Origin of the sequence: Marinospirillum celere (genome assembly GCF_900112235.1) — a bacterium.
GTDB lineage: Bacteria > Pseudomonadota > Gammaproteobacteria > Pseudomonadales > Halomonadaceae > Marinospirillum > Marinospirillum celere.
This window is the reverse complement of record NZ_FOLH01000003.1, coordinates 74,682-96,336: the sequence shown is the minus strand read 5'-3', so window position 1 is coordinate 96,336 and position 21,655 is coordinate 74,682. Positions and strand designations below refer to the sequence as shown.

Sequence of the window (21,655 nt, the reverse complement as noted above, 5' to 3'; positions counted from 1 at the left end):
CTCTCCTAAGTGGAAACCTTTTCAATTGACACAAAGCGCCCCTGATCATCATAGGTAATACGAAACAACCCATTGATGCCTTGGCTGTCTACCATGGTGCGCAGTAAACGCCTGGGAAAGATAACGCTGCGCCCTTCGATTGTGTAGGTTCGAGCGTTAGGTGCCTGGCTTTGGTAAAACTCCAGGCATTCACTAACGCTCATTTTCAGGCGTACATAGACGCTGGGCATGGGTCTGAAGTTCTGGCTACTCGGTATCAGTGACACTCAAAACTGCCAGCTGACGCATGGCGACAGCAAACAGCGGATAGCCTACATTAGTTCCCCCTCTGACTTCATGCAAGAGGTTTTGCCAGCGCTCGACTTGAGGGGCATAGTGTTTGAGCCATTGTTCAAGTCGGGCTTCCAAATCACTGGCACCGTCTTCCAGCATCAACAGGCTAATGGTCAACTGACGATGGCGATCATCCAGCTCATCCCGGTAGGCTTCCCTGGCCTGGGCTTCCCAGCTGTCATGCACCTGCAGATCAACGATTTGCTGTTTCAGCCAGGGCAATTGTAACTGCTGACCCAAGAGGAAATAGGCTTCGGTGACCTGGGGCAGGGGTTGGCTGGTCTCTCTTTTACCCTGAACAATATTTAAGGCTGAGTAGAGGTGGTTGATACCCGCCAGGCGGGCCGCCAGCTCATCGGGTACGCCCTTGGCAACCAATTGATCACAGGCCAGTTGCCATTTTTCTTTTTCATCGCCGGTTAAGCGCTGGGCAATTTGCTCGGTAATCATTTGCACCTTGGGTGCAAAATAATCCACTGCTTCACGAGCGGTGAGGCCAGCAAAGCGGTTACGGATCAACCAACGGGTAGCTAAGCGCATCATGCGGGTCAGTTCATGCATTAACTGTAATTGCAGACTGGCATCGACCTGATGATCCAGGCTTTCAATGGCAGACCAGATATGGGTCAAATCAAACACATCTCTGGCAACAGCATAGCCACGAACGATATCGGGTACGCTGAGTGCAGCGTTATCCTTGAGCCGGTGCACAAAAGTAATCCCCATGTGATCTATGAGTTCATTAACCAACATGGTGGTGATTAGCTCACGTTTCAGCCGGTGGTTCTCAAGAGGCTGGGCATAGCGCTCAAGAATAACCTGGGGAAAGGCTTTTTTAAGGGCCTGACCTAGCCAGGGGTCTTCAGGGACTTCAGAGTCCAGGACGGCATTTTTGATATCTGCCTTGGCATAAGCCAGGAGCACGGAAAGCTCAGGCCGGGTTAGGCCGGCACGCTCGGCTTCGCGGTCCTGAAGTTCTTCATCACTGGGTAGGAACTCCAGTTCTCTATCCAGCTTTTCTTCGGCTTCCAGGGTGGAAATCAAACGGCGGTAGTGGCCTAGGCTGTTACGGCTATCCAGCTCGGCAATTGCCAGGGCCTGCGCCTGGTTGTAGTTGTCATTGAGCACCAGTTCGGCGACTTCATCCGTCATTTCTTCAAGCAACTCATCACGCTGCTTGCGGGTCAGGTCGCCAGCCTGCATCACCTGCTGAAGCAGAATCTTGATATTGACCTCATGGTCAGAGCAGTTCACCCCACCGGCATTATCGATAAAGTCAGTGTTAAAACGGACACCTGCTCGTGCTGCTTCGATACGCCCTTTTTGAGTGAAGCCTAGGTTGCCACCTTCACCAATAACCCGGCAGCGAAGCTGGTGACCATCAATGCGCAGCACATCATTGGCTTTATCACCCACTTCGGCATGGGTTTCATCACGGCCTTTAACATAGGTGCCTATGCCGCCATTCCAGATGAGGTCAATGGGTGCCTTCAAGAGAGCAGTAATGAGTTCGGCCGGTGTCAGTTTTTGGGCTTGGATACCAAAGCGCTCCTGCATTTGAGGGCTGAGGTTAATGCTTTTCGCATCGCGTGAGAAGATTCCACCCCCTTCTGAGATCAGGGATTTATTGAAATCATCCCAGCCGGATCTTTCCTTGAACATGCGCTGGCGCTCTTTAAAGGTTGCGGCAGCGTCCGGGTTGGGGTCAATGAAGATATGCTTGTGGTTGAAGGCTGCAACCAAACGAATATGTTCGGACAGCAGCATGCCATTACCAAAAACATCGCCGGCCATGTCACCAATACCCACCACTGTGAACTCTTCTTTCTGAACATTAAGGCCCAGTTCGCGGAAATGGCGTTGAACACTGACCCAGGCCCCGCGAGCGGTAATGCCCATTTTCTTGTGGTCATAGCCGGCACTGCCGCCAGAGGCAAAGGCATCACCCAACCAGAAGTTATAATCGGCAGAAATCTCATTGGCTATATCAGAGAAGGTGGCTGTTCCCTTGTCTGCAGCAACAACCAGATAGGTATCGTCTTCATCACGACGAACCACTCTGGGTGGAGGCAGTACCTCTGCTTGGTTCAGGTTATCCGTGATATCCAGCAAGCCGGAAATAAAGGTTTTGTAGCAGGCGATCCCTTCAGCCTGGAAGGCTTCACGATCACTGGTATCAGGCAGCTGTTTGCAAATAAAGCCGCCCTTGGCACCGACAGGAACAATGACCGCATTTTTAACCTGCTGGGCTTTAACCAGGCCCAGGATTTCAGTTCGGAAGTCTTCATGGCGATCCGACCAACGCAGGCCGCCCCGAGCGACCTTGCCGTAACGCAGGTGTACCCCTTCAACGCGTGGCGAATAAACAAAAATTTCAAAACGCGGACGTGGCTGAGGCATGTCGCTGATGGCACTGGGTTCCAGTTTGAAGCTGATGTAGGGCTTGTTTTCTCCACTTGCGTCCAACTGATAAAAATTGGAGCGCAGGGTGGCTTCAATCAGCTCCACATAGCGGCGCAGGATACGGTCTTCAGTTAAGCTGGCAACCTTTTCCAGAGCCTGGTCGATTTTCTGCTTGCACTGAACGTAGGCTTCTTCAGTTTCATTGCGATCCGGGTTGAAGCGTACATCAAAGAGATCTACCAGCTTGCGGGCCAAGTCTGGATGGCTGACCAGAGTGGCTGCTATATAGTCCTGAGAGAAGGTAGAGCCAATTTGTTTCATATAGCGGGCATAGCCACGCAAGAGCGCGACTTCACGCCAGTTTAGCCCTGCAGCCAGAACCAAGCGGTTGAAGGCATCGCTTTCAGCTTGGCCCTGCCAGGTTTTCAGGAAGGCTTCCTGGAAGATGCTTTTGATCTTGGTCAGATCCAGGTTTTCCACGCCTTTGAGTGCGATATCCAGGGAGAAGTCATGCAGCCAGCAGGTCTGCTCTTCACGGTAAATTTCATAGGGACGTTCGCCCAGAACTCTAAGCCCCAGGTTTTCCAGTACCGGCAAGACATCAGACAGGAGCAGTGGTTTACCTTTTTGGTAAAGCTTGAAGCGCAGCTGATCAGCTTCTTCAACATTGCGATAAAGACTCAGAGCCAGCTTTTGATCACCCTTGAGACCTTCAAAGTGCTGAATGTCGTTAACAGCATGGCGAGGACTAAAGTCTTCACAGTAGGCCGCCGAGAAGCCTTCTTTGTATAGACGCAGAAGACGATTGGCTTTTTCTTCACCCAGGCTTTCTGCCAGAGCGGAATGCAGGGAGTCATCCCAGGAGCGGGTGACTTGAATAACCCGCTGTTCAATTTCACGTACATCATAGTCGGCCGGTTCGTCATGCCGAAAGCTTAAAATATATTGGGTGCGGCAGAGGATGGATTCAGAAAAATAGGTCGTGAATTCAACAAAGTCCGCATCCAGAGCTTCACAGAGCACCTTTTGGGTTTTTTGACGGATTTCAGTGCTGTAGATGTCTCTGGGCATATAAACCAGAATGGAATAGAGCTTGCCGTAGCTATCCTTGCGGATGAAGACTCGTACCTTGCGCCTTTCACGAATATTGAAAATACCCAGGGCTGTTGCAGTCAGTTCATCGACACTGATTTGAAACAGATCATCACGCGGATAAACGTCCAGAATTTGCATCAGCTGGCGGCCATTATGGGCATCAGGCTGCATACCTGCTTTTTCCACCGCAGCTTCCACTTTTTGACGAAGCACAGGGATTTGTCGGGGTGTTTGGATGTAGACTGCAGAGGTGTAAAGCCCCATAAAGCGGACTTCACCCTTGATTTGGCCTTTGTCATCAAAGGTTTTAATACTGATAAAATCCGGGTGGGCTGGCCGATGAACACGGGCTTTTTCCGGTGCCTTGGCAAAGGTTAGCAGGTCTGGAATCAGGACAAAGTGGTTGTCATGCACGGCAGAACCAGGCATGCAGTTGCTCCAATGTTCATGACCGCGCAAAAGCCCCAGGCCGGAACCTTCAACCGGGCAGAGTTCATGGGTGCCATCTTTTTCCTGAAGTTCGTACTCGTCATAACCCAGGAAGGTAAAGTGATCTTCAGTCAGCCACTGCAGAAACTCGGCTGCTTCGCTGATGGCCTTGGGGTCGTGTGTTTTGCCCAGCAGGGTCTGAAGCTTGTCGTCTTCTAACGTTTTACTGGCTTCCAGCGCTTTTTCACGCATGGCAGTAAAGTCAGTAACAGCGGTGCGTACTTCGATCAGAATGCCATCCAGAGTCTTCTGTAAATCCTGAATTTCCTGTTCGTTTAAACGATCGATTTCAATCAGTATCAGGGATTCAGCCTGACTTTTGGTGGCCGCTTTCGGGTGAAGCTGCTTAAAGTGCCCTTTGGCATCGCGTTCAGTATGCAGGATGGCATTGTGAATGGTGTGCAGGGTCAGGTTACGTTGGTTCAGCTCCATGCGTAGGGAGTCGACCAAAAACGGCATGTTGCTGTTCAGCACCTGAATCATGGTGTGGGTCGATTGCCAGCCATCCTTTTCAAAATCCGGATTGAAGATCTTAATTTTGGGCTCTAAAAAACGACCTTGTTTGGCCTGGCCAAAATCCTGAAAAAAGTTCCACAGGGAAACGGTGGTGCCGTAAAAGGTTTCATCAGGCCAGAGTGAAAGTTCATCAACAGCCGCCGTTTCATACAGGCGTCTGGCAAACTCTAAAATCTGATCACAGGTCTGTTCGGGCAGGTGTCGTGCCAGGGGTTCTTTGAGCGTACCGATTAACTCCAGTAAGGCGGTCTGCATTTTTTGCATGGTAACTCCAATCCTATTGTACTTTTTCGAGTGCTGCAGGCTGATTCCAGCAGCCAATGACGTGCTATGCTAGGCCCCATCAAAACGCTTAAAAAGCTTTCTGGCAAGCCATCATGCTCCCTTTGCATGCAGGATGCTTATCAGGAAACTACTGAACTAAAGGATAGACCAGAGACGATGAGTGTCCATGATCGTTTTACCCGAATTCAGGAAACCCTCAATAGTCGAGTCATCGGGCAGCAGCAACTCGTTGAACGCCTGATGGTCGCGCTGCTCGCAGATGGGCATCTGCTGGTTGAAGGGGCTCCGGGTTTGGCGAAAACCCGGGCCATCCAGCAATTGGCCGAACAACTGGCGGTCAGTTTTCAGCGGATTCAATTTACCCCGGATTTGCTACCTGCCGATTTGACGGGTACAGAAGTCTTTCGTCCCCAGACGGGTGAATTCAGTTTTCGGCCAGGCCCCTTGTTCAATCAGTTGGTGTTGGCTGATGAAATCAACCGGGCACCGGCCAAGGTTCAGTCGGCCTTGCTGGAGGCCATGTCAGAGCGTCAAATTAGTATTGGGGGGGAAACCCGAGCCCTGGATGAGGTGTTTTTGGTTATGGCGACCCAAAACCCCCTGGAACAAGAAGGCACCTACCCTCTGCCAGAAGCCCAGTTGGATCGCTTTTTGATGCATACCTGGGTGAGCTACCCGAATAGTGAAGAAGAATTGGCTATTTTGCGTCTGGTACGCAATGAAGCACGGGAAGCAGCTACTGCTGCCGAAGCCCCCTTGACGGCTAAGGCAGTGAAAATGGCCCGGCAGCAAAGTCTTCAGGTCTTTCTTGCTGAACCCCTGGAACGCTATATCGTTGATCTGGTACAAGCAACACGCCGTCCAGGTCAGTATGATCAGCAACTGGCCAGTTGGTTACAGCTGGGTGCAGGCCCCAGGGCTAGTCTGGCTTTAGACCGTTGTTCTCGGGCACTGGCCTGGTTGAGAGGGCGCAAGGAAGTGCTGCCGGAAGATATTCAATTGCTGGTCCCGGATATTTTACGTCATCGACTCTTGTTGAGTTTTGAAGCCGAGGCCGAAGGAGTCAGCCGGGATGCTATCATCCAGCGCCTTTTGAGTTTGGTCGCAGTGGCATGAAAGCAGACGTTGCCCTGGAAGTCAGCCTTCGTGAACTCTATGGTTTAAAGGCTGCGGCCCGCGCTTTGAGTTTGCAGCAGCTCTTGCGTAGCCCTTTGCCGGGTGCTGAAGGCCGGGTAATGAATCAGGTTGGCCGTGGCCTGGACTTTCGTGAAGTGCGGGCTTATCAGCCGGGTGATGATCCGCGTTATTTGGATTGGAAAGTCACTGCGCGCAAAGGCCAGGCTTATACGCGCTTGTATGAGGCCGAACACCAGCGCCCGGTGGCACTTTTTGTTGATCAGACTTCGCAAATGCAGTTTGGTTCTCTGGCCAGCAAAGCAGTGATAGCAGCTCGCTTGGCCGCTTTATTGGGCTGGACTGCACTGCAAGACAAAGAAAAAATTGGTGGTTGGATAGAAACAGACCAAGGGGGTTACTGGGAAAGCCCGGCGGCTGGTCAGCCACTTTTTATGCGCTGGTTGGCGCGTTTAACTGCTTGCAACCAGGAGTTGGGTGAACTTCAACCGCAGCGACCCCATCAAATGGATCAGGCTTTGGCCGCCTTTCGCCAGCGTTTGCCGCGTGCCAGTCTGGTTATTTTGATCAGTGATTTCAGAGGTTTTCAGGCTTACCCCTTGATACGCTTGATGAGCCAAAAATATGCTTTGATGGCTATTCAGCTTACAGACCCTTGGGATGACCACTTGCCCCAAACTGATGCCCAGATTGAGATTCGAGGCCAGCGGCAGGCCTTAACCAATCGCTTGAGAAACACTTGGTCCAGTGAATTTCGTGGACATCAGCAGGCGTTGCGCCAAGCGCTGGGACATCGTGGACGTTATCTGGAAATTTCCACACGGAATGAAAAGCAACTGATGACGCAGCTGTTACCCGGATACAACAGGAAACTTTCCTCAGTCAGGTTAAAATAACACCCCTTGCGGGGATGGGAATTGAAAAAGTAATTATGAATCTTGAAGAATTGAAAGACTTGGCAGCACCCCTAGTACCTTCATTTGCACCTGACCAATGGCCTCCTGAACCCTGGGTTTGGGCGCTGGCTGCGGGTTTGCTGGTGTTGATAGGACTTGCTATTTGGTGGCGCTGGTTTCAAAGAACCAAAACACGGCGCTACGCTTACAAGGAGCTGGAAGCCATTCAACAGCGTTTTGAAGAAAGCGGAGATCCTCAACGCTACCTGTATGAAATCAACCTACTGCTCAGACGTATTGCGGTTAGAAACTTTCATCGTGAAAAGGTTGCTTCCTTGACCGGAGAAGACTGGTTGGATTTTCTGGATTGGAGTCGTGGTCGCAAACGCAGTGAAGATCCGGGTTTTCGTGAAGGCAGTGGCCGGGTTTTGGCCTGGGGTGCCTATCAGGCTGAGCCGGATCGCTTTGATGCACAAAGCCTTCAACAATTGGTTAGGGCATGGATACGTCGGCAAACCTAACTCTGGTTTGGCCTTGGGCCTTCGTCCTGCTCTTGCTGCCCTGGCTGCTGGGCTACTTGGCGCGATGCCTGGGTTGGGGCACTGCAACTCAGGCCGCCTTGAAGCTGCCTGTTCATCAAGTAAGCCAGCAAAAAAATTCCTGGTTAGCACGCTTTAAGTCGGGCATCAATCCCTGGTTCTGGGTTTGGTGCCTGTTGGTTTTGGCTGCTATGCGCCCCGAATTTCAGCAGCCTGAAATTGAAATTCAACAGCAAAGACGTGAACTCATGCTGGTCGTGGATGTTTCCGGCAGCATGCAGGAAATCATGGATGGGCGGACCCGTCTGGATCACGTCAAAGAAGTCGTGGAAAGCTTTGTCCGTGTACGTAGCCAGGACCTCATAGGCTTGGTGGTTTTTGGCGGACAGGCCTATCTTTATGTGCCCAAAACTTTGGATCACCAATTGCTGGTTCAACAGTTGAATGCCATGCGGCCTGGGATGGCTGGACCAGGAACAGCCATAGGAGATGCTGTCGGTATTGGCTTGCAGGCAGTGGGCCGTGCTCAAGGAGAGCCAGCGATTCTGTTGCTGACCGATGGTGCTAATAATGCCGGAGCGTTAAGTCCAAATGAAGCTTTGGGCATGGCGGCTCAGGCAGAGATACGCACCCATTTGATTGTGGTTTCCTTGAGTCCTGAGCCGGATATGGCGGCGGCCATAGAAACAACCGGCGGCAAGGTCTTTTCCGCCTTTAATCGCCGAGAACTGGATGGCGTTTACCAGCAGTTGGACGATCTGGAACCGGCAACCGTAACTGAGCGTTTTAGTCCGGCAACACCCTTGCATCCTGGTTTACTTCTGGCGGCTTTGGTTTTGGCAGCCTGGCGACTAAGACGGTCCTGGTGGCGGAGTGCCTATGTTTGATGGTTTTGCCCGCCCCTGGTTGCTTCTGCTGGCGCCCTTGATTTTCTGGTTGTTGCGCTTGGCCTTTCGGCACTTTCACGAGAGTCGATGGCAAGAGCTGTTACCACCAGGCTTGGCCAAACGCTTATTAACCGGCCAAGCCTCACAATCAACCTCAAACCGTCTGCCCGAACCTTTGCTGGCTGGCCTGCTTGCTCTGCTGTTTACCCTGGTCTTAAGTGGCCCTGGCTCTTCTATTGATTTGAGTAGTGCACAGCGACTGCACCAGGAAGTTGTAATCATTCAGCGCCTGGCTCCACCAGAGCGCGGGCAGGTTGATGCGATGCGATTATTGGAAGCCAGCCAGCAGCTGCTGGTGCCTTTTTTGAATAATCGCCAACAAGGGCAAACCGCACTGATTTTCTATGCAGGCAGTGCTCATCTAGCCAGCCCCATGACACCCGATGCGGCAACCCTAAGACAATTAATGAGCCTGACTCACCCGACAGTTATGCCCAGAGGTGGTGATGAACCCGGTGAAGCTTTGCGCTTAGCTAGTCAAACCGGCCTGGTTGCTGAGGGTAAAGCAGGGAACGCCGCGCTCTATTGGCTCTGGGTAACCGACCGCTTGCCATCGACAGCAAACCTGCAGCGACTACTGGAAGCCAAACCGGCTGCAGCTGAACTTTTGTTAATACTGACGAATGACGAAATCAGTCGGCAGCAGGAAGCCAGTGTCGAAGGTTTGCCGCTAACTCTGATCACTCCACGTCAAGCAACGGATTACCTGGAACAAATCAACCGGGCCACCGGACCGGCCAGTCAACAGCAAACAGCCCAGCTGGAAGCGTTTCGTGAATGGGGACATTGGTTACTGATTCCCGCTCTTTTGCTTGTGCTCTGGCAATACCTGGGGCAACCCTGGCCTGCATCCTTCAAGCTGCGTCACCCCTTCACCTTACTCTTGTCTATGGCTGCGGCAGGTCAACTGTTGCTAGCTTCACCATCCGCCTGGGCCTGGCAAAACCAAGATTACCAAGCTTGGCAAGCGCTACGTAATGCAGAGCCTCAGCAAACACTGGATAAAACATCGAAACCTCGTTTACTGGCTGAGGCCTGGTTTCAACTGGGCGATTACACCCAGGCTGCCCTGGCCTATGAAGAGGCCATCAAGCAGCTACCTGCCGTTCCCCAAAAGCGCCTGGATCTATTGTTCAATACAGGAACCGCCTGGCTATTTGCAGAACAGCCAGAAAAGGCTTTGGACTACTTTCAGGAGGTTAAAGCCGAAGATCCGGAGCGTGAAGATAACTGCATTAATTATCAGCTTGCACAGCACCTTGCTAGTGACAAGCCACTGCCTTCTAAAGAAAACCTGGCAGGTTTATGTGGGGATGCCCAAGCCCAAGAACCGGCTCCGCAAGACAGCCAGGAAGACCCCAGCGATCAACCCAGAGATTGGCAGCCCCAGCGCGCCCAATGCCCGGATTGCCTGCCTTTGAACCAAGAGCAGCAGGAAACCCTTGAGCAACTTCAGGAAGACCCCTGGCGTTTACTGCGCAATCGTTTTCGGAATGAGCTGAGGGAGAGGGAGTCATGAAAAACTTCTGGCTCCTGCTCTTTGGCATCTTAATTGCATCACCGGTTCAGGCCGTATTAATGACCCTGGATAAGCCCCGTATTCAGGCGGGTGGAGAGCTGGAAATGCTGGTTGAAACCCGCAGCAGCCGGCCAGAAGAGCTGGAGCTGCGCTGGCCCCAAGCCTGGGAAGAACACCTGGAATTAATCAGCAAAGAACATCAGGTTGAACGCTTGCCACGCGGCTTTTACCAGCATCGTTGGCAGTTGCGCTGGCAGCATAAGGATGCCCTAAGTCGTGACAGGGAGTTAAGCCTGCCACCCCTGCGCGTCGATGGGCGCCCGGCCCAGCAGCTACGTTTGGATATCCAGGCGGCCCCTCAGCAGACCCAGCCACTAAGGCGAATCAGCCAGCCCTTGGAAATGGAACATCGGGTAGATCGTACAGAAGTTTATCCCGGTGAAGCCCTGCTCTATGAATTGATTATTCGCTACCAAGGCTACCCAAGAGAACCCAGACTCAGCCCGATGGAAGTGGAAGGCGGTCAGGCACGTACCCTGAGTGAACAAGAGCAAGGCTTCAATCAAAGAGGGGTCAACTGGCAAGAAGCCCGCTGGCGTGAAATCATTCAAGTTAGTTCATCAGAAGAAGTGCGCATTCTACCGCGCTATTTTTCCAGCCGTTTGGATTTTCCCGGCCGGGGCGAAGCGGATCGCTATCAGGCAGAAACCTCGGAGATAGAACTAACCCTCTTACCCTTTCCTGAAGACTGGCCCGAAAATGCGGCCTGGCTGCCTGCGCAAGGCTTGGTACTGGCTGCCCATTGGCAGGGATCACCCAATAGAGCCTTGGTTGATGAACCCCTGGAACTGGTTATAGAATTTGATGCTGTCGGCCAGCAGGCACGCAATCTGCCTGTATTCCAATCGTTAACCTTTCCTGGCGTTCGGGTGGAGCCTCTGGCGGAACAGCGTCGTGATCGGGTGATAGATGGTTATCTTGCCGCCAGTTTGACCCAGCGCCTACTGGTTTATCCACAACAGGAAGGAAAACTGGAATTACCCCCCTTGAAAGTACACTGGTGGGATACAGGTGCCCGACAGCTTAGGACAGAAGAAATTCGTCTGCCAGTGTTGCCCGTTCAAGCGTCGCTCAGAGGTCCGTTACAAGCTCCTTATACTGCCATTGAATCCGAAAGTGCGACCCCACCGCCCAACTGGTCGCGTTTATTGATCTTTTTATTGGCTGGCTTTTTGCTGGTTTCATTAGCTGCTTCTGCCTGGAAGATCTACCAGGCAGAAGCGCGCCAACGCCTGAAAAAACATCTAAAAGAAGGGCCGGAAACCTGGAGCCATGCTGAATTGCTGGAACTGGTTAGACGCTTCAACCTGGAAGAACAGGCTCAGCCTTTACTGGTCCAGGCAGCAGCAGGCAAACTGCCCACACGCAAGGCTATTAAGCAGCAACTGCTGGCGACTCAAGCAACGTCAGTAACCACTCCGCTGCCACCCTTGAATCCCTAACCTGATCGGAGATACGGCCAGAACCATGCTGAGTTCGTTACTGCTAGCTGATTTGACAACAAATCTGCCTCAGGCCATTCGCTTTCAGCGCTTGCTTCGTAACCTAAAAGAAGAATTTCAGTGTGGTGCTGTTGCCCTGCTAAAAAAAGAAGAGGACCAGTTAAGGCCTCTTGCTGTGGAAGGGCTGGTCAAGGAAGCCTTGGGCCGGCGCTTTAAAATCAGTCAGCATCCGCGTCTGGCAGCCATTCTTGAACAACGTGATCCTTTATTGTTCGAACCCCAGACACCCTTGCCAGACCCCTATGATGGTTTATTGGATTCTCTGGAAGGCCAGCCTTTGCCTGTGCATGACTGTATGGGCACGAGTCTTTATTTGGATGGTCAGCTTTGGGGCCTCCTCACTCTGGACTCGTTGAATGCAGGCACCTTTGACGCAACGGCTAAAGAAAAACTGCAATACCTCACTCTGTTGGTTGAAGCGCTGATTCGTATGACTCAGCTGGAACAGGAGCGTACGAGCTTGCGTGGCCTGTCACGCCAGAAAGATATTTTTATGGCTTCCGCCTCTTCTGGCAGCTCTGAGATTATTGCCCAAAGTCCGCTAGTGACAAGGCTTTTACAGGAATTAGATGTTGTTGCTCAATCTGATTTGCCGCTCTTGCTGCTGGGTGAAACCGGGGTCGGTAAAGAACTTTTTGCCCGCTTTGTTCACCAGCATTCGCAACGTGCGCAAAAACCGCTGGTACATATTAACTGCGCTGCGTTGCCGGAATCTCTGGCAGAAAGCGAACTCTTTGGGCATAGCAAGGGTGCTTTTTCCGGTGCCAACCAAGACAGGCCAGGCAAGTTTGAAGCGGCTAATGGTGGCACCCTGTTGCTGGATGAAGTGGGAGAGTTGCCACTAAGCATTCAAGCCAAATTGCTGCGTGTTCTGCAAAGTGGTGAAATCCAGCGTCTGGGTTCGGATGCCACGCGTCAGGTGGATGTGCGCATCCTGGCGGCCACCAATCGTAATTTACAGGAAGGGGTCAGAAACGGTGATTTTCGTGCTGACCTTTATCACCGTCTGTCGGTTTATCCAGTGCCCCTGCCACCGCTACGCGAAAGGCCAGAAGATATTCTGCTTCTGGCTGGACACTTTCTGGAACTCAATGCCCGACGTTTGGGGTTGCGCTGCCTACGGCTTTCCTCAGCGGCAGAAAAAGCCCTGCTGCAGTATCCCTGGCCGGGTAATGTTCGCGAACTGGAGCATGTGATCAGCCGGGCCGCCCTGAAAACTCTGGCGCGTCAGAACTCCACTGGCAATGGCTGGATTACCCTGGAGCCTAAAGAACTTGACCTGGATATAGAACCTAGCCCAGCGTCAGAACCAACAGAACAACAACAGGCAGGGAGTCCTTCTTTGCTGCCTTTAAAGCAACAGGTTGAACTCTGCCAGCGCCAGGCAATTCAACAAGCCCTGGAAACCACGCAAGGCTCCTGGTCAAAAGCTGCGCGCCTACTGGATGTGGATTCCAGCAACCTACATAAACTGGCAAAAAGATTGAATTTGAAATAAATGGGGGTAGGCATGTCTTACTGGACACAAACAACGCTGCAACTTCAACCCAGGAAACGCGGCTTTCACCTGATTACGGATGAAGTGCTGGCCCAATTACCGGAAATTCAACAAGTCCGCTGCGGTTTGCTGCATCTGTTTATTCAACACACTTCAGCTTCTCTAACCGTCAATGAAAATGCCGATCCCGCCGTCAGGCGCGACTTTGAAGTCTTCTTCAACCGCCTGGTGCCGGAAAACCAGCCAGGTTATGAACACACCTACGAAGGCAGCGACGACCTACCTGCCCACTTCAAAACCAGCCTGCTTGGCCCCTCACTGACCCTGCCCATCACCGATGGACACTTGAACCTAGGCACCTGGCAAGGGGTCTACCTCTGTGAGCACCGCAACCAGGGTGGCAGCCGCCGAGTGGTTGCTACTTTGCAGGGGGAAAACTAAGCCTCTCATCTAGCAGCCTGCTAGGATGAATAGGTGTTTTATTGATTAAGGAGAAACCATGTCGTTATCGGTTGCCGTCATTGGTAGTGGTATGGCGGGTTTAGCCGCTGCTTATCGTAGTCGCCAGCTAGGGCATCAGGTGACGCTATTTGAAGCTTGGCAGGGTTATGGAATGGATGCACATATGCTGGAAGTCGACGGAGGGCGCGTGGATGCACCCTTAAGGGTGATGAGTCCAGAGGCTTGGCCGAGTGTATTGCAATTGGCCGAAGAGGTAGGAGTGGGGAGTTTTCGCAGTCCGACCTGGTTGTCTTGTAGTTGGGTGAGTCAGCAAACCTGGTTTCGCAGTGGCCCTTTTCCGGGTACGGAAGTGCCCTTTGCCGGTTCCTGGCGCTATTTAAATATTAAAAGCCTGCGCTTGGCGCTGGGTCTGAAAAAACTCAAACAGCTGACAAACCGGCTGGATGGAGGTGCTGAAGGCCAGACTTTGGAAGAGCTGCTTGATCGCCAGCAACTGGACTCGCTGTTCTGGCGCGGTTTGATACTACCGATTCTGACCACCATTTGTACCTGTGAAGAAAGGCATCTGCTCGCCTGGCCTGCTGGTCAGCTTTTACAGCTTCTGGATGGTATTCTTCATAATGGCTCCCTGTGTCGGCTGAAGGGCGGTACTTCCGCACTGGTTCAGGGCTTGGCCGAAGGTTTGCCCCTTTATTCCGGCAGCCCTATTAAGCGCGTCTGCTATGAAGAGGATCAGGTGCGTGTTGAAAATGAACGCGGTGAAGGCGGACTCTTCGACCGGGTTATCCTGGCGCTGCAAACCAATCAACTGGATTTTCTGGACGAGCAGCAATTTGCCCTGGAACGCCGGTTGCTGGATCGGGTGCGTTATGATTCCGGCGAGCTTTGGATTCATCGTGATGAACGCTTCATGCCGGCCAGGCGTGATGACTGGACGGCATTAAACTTCCAAATGGACGAACAACTGCGCAAGCCCATGTTTACCGTTTGGGTTAATGCCGTGGAACCCACCCTGGAAGGCAAGCCACCCATCTTCCAGACCTGGAATCCGCTCTACGAACCCCGCGCCGATGATACTCTGGCCTGTATTCCGCTACAAAGAGCCGTTGTTCACACCGGCATGGCTCAGGTCTATCGTCAGCTGAATGCCTGGCACCAGCAACCAGGTCGTAAAGTCTTTTTCTGCGGCTCCTGGGCCAGTGAAGGCGTGCCCCTGCTGGAATCCGCTGTGGCCTCAGCCGAAGCCGTCGTCAAGCTACTGGACTAACGCTTTACCAAATAAACCCCGGCTTCGGCATGGTCGGTGTAGGGGAATTGGTCGAAGAAGGCAAAACGCTGGATTGAGTGGGTTTTGCTCAGGGTTTCCAGGTTTTCGGCCAGGGTTTCAGGGTTGCAGGAAATATAAATAATCCGCTCATAACGGCTGACCTGCTCCAGGGTGGCGGCATCCAGTCCGGCACGCGGCGGGTCAACCAGCACGGTGGAAAAGTCATACTCGGCCAGGTTGAATTTAACCGCAGCCTTGGATTCCGGGTCTTGCAGGCCAGCAGAAAAATCCTCGGCAGACATCCGCTCAATGCGGACATTATCAATGCCATTGGCTTCAATATTGTACTGGCCAGCAGCCACGGAAGTGCGGCTGATTTCCGTACCCAAGAGCTTGCGAAAGTTCTCCGCCAGCGCCAGGGTAAAGTTGCCGTTGCCGCAATAAAGCTCCACCAGATCGCGCAGGTGTTGATCGCGCAGGGACTGCGCTCCTACAGGCGCTTCTAAAGGTGCACTGACATCGCGTGCCCAGGCCAGCATCTGTTCACAGACACGGGCATTGGGCTGGGTGAAGCTGCCTTCCACCTGCTTGTAAGTTAGCTGGCGCTCACCGACCTGTAGCTTTTCCAGCACATAATCCCGTTCCAGTACGATCTTCTGCTTGCGCGCACGACCAATCAGCATCACCCCCAATTCATCCTGAAGTTGGCGAGCGGCCACTTCCCATTCTTCGTCCAGCTTGCGGTGATAGATCATCGAGATCAGCATTTCCCCGGACAGGCTGCCAAGAAATTCCACCTGAAACAGCTTGCGCCTGAGCAGTGGGCGATCACGAATGGCATCCAGCAGCTTGGGCATCAAGTCATTAATGGCTTCACTGGCCACCGGGTAGTTATCCATGCGCACCTGACGACGATCCTTTTTCGGGTCTTCGCCCACCTCAAACATGATGTAGAAAAGATCCTCACCTTCATGCCAAACCCGAAACTCAGTACGCATCCGGTAATGACTGGGTGGCGAAGCAAAGACTTCCAGCTCAGGTGGATTGAAGGCCTGAAAAAGCGCTTTGAGGCGTTGAGCCTTGGCATCGAGTAACTGAGGATAAAGTTCGGGGGTCACCTGGGGCAGGGTGGAAGCCATAATTGTAGAAAAACTCTCTGGAATGGAAGGTTTAGTGGTCTAGGGTTGCTGTCTGAGGCCTAGCTTGCGACAGGGATAACTGCTGAAGTTGATTGAAGCCAAAAGTGCGTAAAGCCAGGGGCAGTTGACTGCTGGGCTCTAACGGTGCCGTTAGCCAGCAACTGCGGGCAAAGGTATCTGAACAACAGGGGTCGTGATAACCGGCTTCGGCCAGTAAATGCAGTACCCGCCGAGCAATGGCCGCGCCGGAATCCACCCACTGCCAATGCTGGGCACCGGCTTCTTCAGCGACTCGGGCTAACTGCTTTTGCAACAGAGGAAAATGCGTGCAGCCCAGAATCATGGTGTCCAGGCGTGGCTCTTCCAGAAACGGCTGCAAGATCTCCAGCAGGGTGGCATCGGGTACTTCACGACCAGCCATGGCTTCCTCAGCCAATTCAACCAGACGGTTACTGCCTACCCGCGTCACCTGACAATCACCGGCAAAGGTTTCAATCAAGCGCTGCGTATAGGGGCGCTGAATCGTGCCCTGAGTGGCTAGCAAACCGATATGCCCAGAGCGCGTCATTAACCCTGCTGGCTTGATCGCAGGCACCACACCCACCACGGGCAACTGAAAGCGTTCACGCAAGGCAGGCAAAACCACCGTACTGGCGGTATTACAGGCGACCACCAACAAGCAAGGCTGCACCTGTTCAATCAAACGCGCGACCACTTCGGGCACTCTTTCCAACAACCAGGCATCCGATTTGAGGCCATAAGGAAAGGCGGCATTATCACAGGCATAAGTCAGCGGTAGATCCGGCATTCGCTCACGCAAGGCTTCCACAATCGACAAACCACCGACGCCCGAATCAAATACCAGAATCGGGCCAGGCAAAACTTGTGATGTAGGGCAGACGGCAGCGGTCAAAATAAGTCCTGAAGGCAGAAGAAACAAACGTGCATTTTACGCCTGTAAGTGGACTGACAGCAAATGGAGGTCAGCAAACAATTGTTCTCTGCACGGCAGGCGTGCTTTGTGTTTACACAGAGGTTTCCAACTTACTGCTGTGTAACAACTCAAACCGAAAAGGGATGCCGATTGCTGTGCTTGCTCTTGCCAGGGTTACACTAGCGCTGGAAAGGCTGGCACTCTAAGGATTCAATTAGTAGGAGAGGAGAATACATCTATGCAGAATGACAATGAGAACAAGCAGCCTCAGGGAGAGCGTTACCAATCTTTTGCAGAGTTTTATCCGTTTTACTTGGAGCAGCACTCCAATCGCACCTGTCGACGTCTCCATGTGGTGGGAACTAGTTTAAGTTTATTGGCAGCTATCACTCTAGTGGTTCAGGGGCTGTGGCTTTGGTTGCCTACAGTGCTCATTATCGGCTATGCCTTTGCCTGGGTTGGGCATTTTTTCTTTGAGCACAACCGGCCTGCGACCTTTACTTACCCTTTGTATAGCTTTGCTGGTGACTTTGTGATGCTAAAAGATGTGCTGACAGGTCGGCTGCGCTTCTGAACCCATTGATCCTCATTTATCTGTTGTTGCGGGTGTAAGCCAAGCAACTCAGCCTATTGAGGCACGCCAGCAGGATGATAATCAAAGTGGTGGTCTTTTAGGCATGGACTATCAACCTGCTGCGTGCCTAACTCTTAAAAAACAGTGGTCAGGCCACTGTTAGTCTTTCACTGATTACTACAACTCCACAATCAGTTTTCCTTGGTTTTCACCGGTAAAAAACAGGTTGAGTCCGGTCATGGCGGATTCCAGTCCTTTCAGAGTGTGGGAGCGGTATTTGATTTTCCCCTGTTGTACATAGGGGGTGAGCTTTGCCAGAAGTTCGGGTGTTTTGTCCAGGTGGTCTGGCATGGTGAAACCCTGAATGTGTAGGCGTTTTCTAATGATGTTCATCCAGTTGGGGCCAGGGCTGGGTTCGCTGGCGGTGTAGTCGGCAATCATGCCGCAGACGACGATGCGTCCATGGGCATTCATGCGTTCAAAGACTCGGTGCTGTATCGGGCCGCCGGTATTTTCAAAATATACATCAATGCCTTTGGGAGCCAGTTCATTCAGTTTGGCACCTAGGTCGTCGGTTTTGTAATTCACAGCGCCATCAAAGCCTAGTTCGTTAATGATCCAGTCGGCTTTGGCATCGCTACCCACAACGCCAATCACATTCAGGCCGTCTGCCTTGGCCAGTTGCCCGACGATGGAGCCAACTGAGCCAGCTGCACCGGATACCACGATCGTTTCGCCCGCTTGGGGTTTGCCTATGGAGTAGAGCCCTTGGGTGGCGGTTAAACCGGGTAGTGCAAAAATGGATAGCAGCATTTCTGGGGGAAGGGATGCGTCCACCTTATTGATGCCTTCGCCGGTGCAAACGGCCATTTCCTGCCAGCCAAACATACCCATTACCCGATCACCCTCAGCGTATTCAGGGTGGTTAGATTCGATGACTTCACCCAGCCCAGAAGAGCGCATAACGCTACCCAGTTCGACTCGGGGGATATAGCTTTCAGTATCGGGTGACATCCACCCCAGCATGGCGGGGTCGAGTGACATATGGGTTTGGCGAACCAGAAATTCACCTTCGCTCAGGTCAGGAACCGGTTTTTCGACGACTTCAAAGAGTTCAGGCCCAAGGCTATCGGTTGGACGTTTGATTAGATTGATGGCGGTGTAGTGCTTCATGAAGGTGGCTCCTGTTGAGGTTGATGTTAGGGAGGCAAGTGGGTGTGCCCTAAGTCTATTATTGCGATATAAAAATTGATAAAAACCCCTGATTAAGCGAATATCTATTGCTTTTAAGACAATAATGACGAGTGGTTTTGAGGTTATGGATCAGTTAAGAGCCATCAAATACTTTGTGAAGGTTGCTGAGACGAAAAGCTTTTCACAGGCAGCAAAACACTTTCGGGTGCCTCCCTCTTCCTTGTCACGGCGGGTAGCTGACCTGGAAGCTTCTCTTGAAGCGACGCTCTTGACCCGATCAACCCGCGTGGTGAAGTTGACTGAAATCGGTCAGCGGTATTATCGGGATGTCACTGAGGTGCTGGCGCAGCTGGATGCAACGGATGAAGCCGTGCGCTTGTATCAAACCGAACCCATGGGCCGCTTGCGAATGAGTGCCACTGTAGGGTTTGGTGAACAGATTCTGCTGCCCCTGATGGATCGTTTTAATCAGCGTTATCCCCAAGTTCAGCTGGATATTACGCTCAGTGATGAGCTGAGTGTGCTGGATCGGGATGACGTGGATATTGCGATTCGCGGTGGCTATGCGCCTGATGCTCGGGTGGTTGCTATCAAGCTGATGGATAATGATTTTATTGCGGTGGCTGCGCCTGCCTATTTAGCCGAATATGGCAGTCCAGGCCACCCACTGGAATTGAAAAATCACAAGGGGCTGTATTTTCGTACGCCTCAAGGGCCGACCCGCTGGATTTGTGAGTTAGAGGGCCGTTGGCAGGATGTATCGGCTCCCAGTGTGGCGACCTCCAATGCCGGACATTGGCTACTGAAGCGTGCGCTTTTAGGCGAAGGTATTTTGATGTTGCCCACCTGGGTTTTGAAGCCTTATCTAGAAACGGGTGAGTTGGTGCCTGTGGTGGTTTCTCCTGGCTTGCAGGTCACCACGCAACCCGGTTTGGCCATTTATCTGCTGTATCAGCAGGTGCGTTATCAGGTGCCAAAAATAAGGGCTGCAGTGGATTTTCTGGTGGCTGAAGTGCCCCGGTTGTCGGTTTAAGGCTGAATTTTCTCATCTTCTGTAAATTGATCTTGCTGTGATCGTCACGGGAATATTTGTAAGGCGCTGTTGCTCCTGCTCGTAAAGTGCAGATTCATCAATCCGTGCAAAGAAGGCGAGGCACCGGTAGAATTGCGGCTCTTTTTGACCTGATTGCCGGATGCCGCCATGAAACTGCTCAAGCAACTTATCCACCCAGAATTAACCAGCCGCGAAGGGCGTACATTAAGACGTCATGCAGCCAGGGGTATCGTTCTGCGCGAGGATGAGATTCTGCTGCTGTTCACCGAGCGCTATAACGACTTCAGCCTGCCCGGTGGTGGGGTGGATCAGGATGAAGATATCACCCTGGCTTTGAAACGTGAGTTGGAGGAAGAGACGGGCGCGCGGGATATTCAGATCAAGGAGCATTATGGCTTTATCGAAGAATATCGCCCGCACTACAAGCCTGAATTTGACCTGATGCACATGACCTCGCATTTTTTTACCTGTGACGTTGCGCCCAAGTTAGCTGCTACCCGCATGGAAGGCTATGAAGTTGCCAATGGCATGAGGCCACTCTGGGTTCCAATTTCTGATGCCGTAAAGCATAATCGCCAGGTTATGGCGCGTAAGGAAAAAACCATGGGGCAGTCGATTCAGCGCGAAACCTTTATGCTGGAAAGAATCTCCAAAGAGTTGATTCCCGTAGAGCAAAACGAGAACTAAGTTCTCAATTAGTCGCTTTACCTTGATTCACTAGCTGTTGCTTTAATTCAGCGATATGCAAAGGGCCAACTTCACAGCAGCCCCCGATGATACTGGCTCCCTGTTCGATCCATTGCTTAGCGTAGTCGGCATAGGCTTTCGGGTTGAGGTCGGTGCGTGCTGCTAGTTGATCGACTGTGCCACCTGGCTTTAAGGGTGCAACGGAAGTAAAGCCGTTGGCATAGCCACCGAAGGGCACTTCCAGTTGGCTAAGCTCTCGCATAGCCCTAGTGACTCCTTCCGGAGATGAGCAGTTAACCAGTAGACACTCAGCACCTAACTCAAGCACTTCCTTTGCTGCGGCAAGCAGTTTTTCGCCAGAACGAAGGCGGGTTCCATCCGTGTCATCAACGGTAAAGGCAACCCAAACAGGAAGCTTGCTCGCAACCGCTGCCCGGGTGGCTGCTTTGGCTTCACGAATTAAGGACATGGTTTCAATAATAAACAGATCAACGCCAGCACTTTGCTGTTCCACCAGTCGCTGGTAGTCAGCAGCGCAGGTCGCATCATCAGGCACGCTGTCAGAATGATAGCTAGCCACTAGCGGTGGCAGACAGCCAGCAATTTTAACCTCTTTGCCCATCTGTTCGCGGGCCTGATGGGCTGCCGCCAAGGCAAGGCTATGGAGGTGTTCAAAAAGCTCAGGGTTACCATCTCGTGCTAAGCGAAGTGGGGTAACGCTGTAGTTATTGAGCTTGATTACTTCTGCCCCGGCTGCGATGAAATCACAATGCGCTTCAACAACGAGATGCGGCTCATCCAGTAGAACTTGAGCTGACCAAAGCGGGGTGGCTGGGCGGCTGCTTCGTTTTCTTAGCTCTTGGCCCATGCCGCCATCTAAAAGCAGAGGCTTGCGGGTTGGTTGTGACACAGACGTTAAACCTTATCTATTTGTTTGTTTGCATCATTATGGCGCCAAGGCATACCGTTACAGGTTGCATAGCTACTGCAGGTTGGCAGACAACCACGGCACGGCAAGCGGTTGGGTGGCGTCGCAGCAGTTGTTGGGGTCGTTGATGGCATAAGCGAGTCCAGTGATTTTAGTAGTTTGTCCTGCGAGTAAAACAGGATTTTTGATTTTAGGCTAGA

General features: G+C 52.3%; 18 protein-coding genes. 12 read left to right on the top strand and 6 right to left on the bottom strand.

The window, feature by feature from the left end:
* Nucleotides 1-5 precede the first annotated feature (5 nt).
* Together BM185_RS07520 and BM185_RS07515 are read right to left on the bottom strand one after the other, a co-directional pair.
* A complete protein-coding gene (locus BM185_RS07520) occupies nt 6-266 on the bottom strand; it encodes a DUF2835 family protein (protein WP_143089496.1) in 261 nt (86 codons plus the stop codon).
* The gene (locus BM185_RS07515; RefSeq protein ID WP_091961573.1) at nt 247-5,100 is read right to left on the bottom strand and encodes an NAD-glutamate dehydrogenase; all 4,854 of its coding nucleotides are present in this window, start codon (nt 5,098-5,100) and stop codon (nt 247-249) included. The genes BM185_RS07520 and BM185_RS07515 overlap by 20 nt, the downstream gene beginning before the upstream one ends.
* Nucleotides 5,101-5,277: 177 nt before the next feature.
* Here BM185_RS07515 and BM185_RS07510 point away from each other — a divergent pair, with 177 nt between their 5' ends.
* Genes BM185_RS07510 through BM185_RS07470 form a run of 9 tightly spaced genes read left to right on the top strand, consistent with a single transcriptional unit; the run spans nt 5,278 to nt 14,945 of the window.
* A complete protein-coding gene (locus tag BM185_RS07510) occupies nt 5,278-6,237 on the top strand; it encodes an AAA family ATPase (protein WP_091961570.1) in 960 nt (319 codons plus the stop codon).
* Entirely contained in the window at nt 6,234-7,151 is a 918-nt protein-coding gene (locus tag BM185_RS07505) for a DUF58 domain-containing protein (protein WP_091961568.1), read from the top strand. Before BM185_RS07510 ends, BM185_RS07505 begins: the two co-directional genes overlap by 4 nt.
* 35 nt (nt 7,152-7,186) lie before the next feature.
* Nucleotides 7,187-7,672, top strand: coding sequence for a DUF4381 domain-containing protein (locus BM185_RS07500; protein WP_177203507.1), 486 nt, complete (start codon nt 7,187-7,189; stop codon nt 7,670-7,672).
* A complete protein-coding gene (locus BM185_RS07495) occupies nt 7,651-8,577 on the top strand; it encodes a VWA domain-containing protein (protein WP_091961561.1) in 927 nt (308 codons plus the stop codon). Before BM185_RS07500 ends, BM185_RS07495 begins: the two co-directional genes overlap by 22 nt.
* On the top strand, nt 8,570-10,156 hold the full coding sequence (locus tag BM185_RS07490) for a vWA domain-containing protein (RefSeq protein WP_091961556.1): 1,587 nt from the start codon (nt 8,570-8,572) through the stop codon (nt 10,154-10,156). Before BM185_RS07495 ends, BM185_RS07490 begins: the two co-directional genes overlap by 8 nt.
* Complete coding sequence (locus BM185_RS07485) at nt 10,153-11,658, top strand: BatD family protein (RefSeq protein WP_091961552.1); 1,506 nt, start codon at nt 10,153-10,155, stop codon at nt 11,656-11,658. The genes BM185_RS07490 and BM185_RS07485 overlap by 4 nt, the downstream gene beginning before the upstream one ends.
* A gap of 25 nt (nt 11,659-11,683) precedes the next feature.
* Entirely contained in the window at nt 11,684-13,216 is a 1,533-nt protein-coding gene (gene norR, locus BM185_RS07480; protein ID WP_091961549.1) for a nitric oxide reductase transcriptional regulator NorR, read from the top strand.
* A gap of 12 nt (nt 13,217-13,228) precedes the next feature.
* Nucleotides 13,229-13,657 (top strand): secondary thiamine-phosphate synthase enzyme YjbQ, encoded by a 429-nt coding sequence (locus BM185_RS07475; protein WP_091961547.1) that lies wholly within the window; start codon nt 13,229-13,231, stop codon nt 13,655-13,657.
* A gap of 58 nt (nt 13,658-13,715) precedes the next feature.
* Nucleotides 13,716-14,945: an FAD-dependent oxidoreductase gene (locus tag BM185_RS07470; RefSeq protein ID WP_091961544.1), complete on the top strand. Its 1,230-nt coding sequence runs from the start codon at nt 13,716-13,718 to the stop codon at nt 14,943-14,945.
* Here the strand turns inward: BM185_RS07470 and trmA are convergent.
* Together trmA and murI are read right to left on the bottom strand one after the other, a co-directional pair.
* A complete protein-coding gene (trmA, locus tag BM185_RS07465) occupies nt 14,942-16,084 on the bottom strand; it encodes a tRNA (uridine(54)-C5)-methyltransferase TrmA (RefSeq protein ID WP_091961539.1) in 1,143 nt (380 codons plus the stop codon). The genes BM185_RS07470 and trmA overlap by 4 nt on opposite strands.
* Nucleotides 16,085-16,115: 31 nt before the next feature.
* Complete coding sequence (gene murI, locus BM185_RS07460) at nt 16,116-16,997, bottom strand: glutamate racemase (RefSeq protein ID WP_245751730.1); 882 nt, start codon at nt 16,995-16,997, stop codon at nt 16,116-16,118.
* Nucleotides 16,998-17,256: 259 nt separating this feature from the next.
* On the opposite strand from murI, the gene BM185_RS07455 reads away from it, so the two are divergent.
* Nucleotides 17,257-17,592 carry an Mpo1-like protein gene (locus tag BM185_RS07455; protein ID WP_091961536.1) on the top strand — a complete coding sequence of 112 codons (336 nt, stop codon included), beginning with the start codon at nt 17,257-17,259 and terminating at the stop codon, nt 17,590-17,592.
* A gap of 177 nt (nt 17,593-17,769) precedes the next feature.
* Here the strand turns inward: BM185_RS07455 and BM185_RS07450 are convergent, their stop codons facing one another.
* Nucleotides 17,770-18,765, bottom strand: coding sequence for an NADP-dependent oxidoreductase (locus BM185_RS07450; RefSeq protein ID WP_091961533.1), 996 nt, complete (start codon nt 18,763-18,765; stop codon nt 17,770-17,772).
* A gap of 124 nt (nt 18,766-18,889) precedes the next feature.
* On the opposite strand from BM185_RS07450, the gene BM185_RS07445 reads away from it, so the two are divergent.
* Nucleotides 18,890-19,819 (top strand): LysR family transcriptional regulator, encoded by a 930-nt coding sequence (locus BM185_RS07445; protein ID WP_245751729.1) that lies wholly within the window; start codon nt 18,890-18,892, stop codon nt 19,817-19,819.
* Between the two features lie 168 nt (nt 19,820-19,987).
* The gene (locus BM185_RS07440; RefSeq protein ID WP_091961530.1) at nt 19,988-20,527 is read left to right on the top strand and encodes an NUDIX domain-containing protein; all 540 of its coding nucleotides are present in this window, start codon (nt 19,988-19,990) and stop codon (nt 20,525-20,527) included.
* Between the two features lie 4 nt (nt 20,528-20,531).
* Here the strand turns inward: BM185_RS07440 and BM185_RS07435 are convergent, their stop codons facing one another.
* Nucleotides 20,532-21,437, bottom strand: coding sequence for a homocysteine S-methyltransferase family protein (locus BM185_RS07435; RefSeq protein WP_245751728.1), 906 nt, complete (start codon nt 21,435-21,437; stop codon nt 20,532-20,534).
* Nucleotides 21,438-21,655: the final 218 nt, after the last annotated feature.